Raw genomic sequence first — 304 nt, 5'->3', positions numbered from 1 at the left:
CATCTCGCGGACCGCCCAGCGCAGTGCGTTGGCGGCGAGCTTCGGATCGACCACGACCGGTGTGAGCAGGTGCGGGATGTCTTCATACATGCCCAACTCGAGCCGCTTCGGGTCGATCATGATGAACCGCACCTCGTCCGGAGTGGCCCGGTACAGGATGCTGGTGATCATCCCGTTGAGACCGACGGACTTGCCGGTGCCGGTCGATCCCGCGATGAGCAAATGCGGCATGGTGGCAAGATCCGCGACGGATGGCTCGCCGTGAATCGACTTACCAAGTGCCAGCGTGAGCTTCGACGCTGAC

At 63.2% G+C, this 304-nt stretch carries 1 pseudogene (only partly in view); it reads right to left on the bottom strand.

Going from position 1 to position 304, the window contains the following annotated elements:
- Positions 1–304: pseudogene (locus GEV06_28840) on the bottom strand (DNA translocase FtsK); it runs 382 nt beyond the window's last position.

Source organism: Luteitalea sp. (assembly GCA_009377605.1).
Taxonomy (GTDB): Bacteria; Acidobacteriota; Vicinamibacteria; order Vicinamibacterales; family Vicinamibacteraceae; genus WHTT01.
This window is presented reverse-complemented; position numbering and strand designations above follow the sequence as displayed.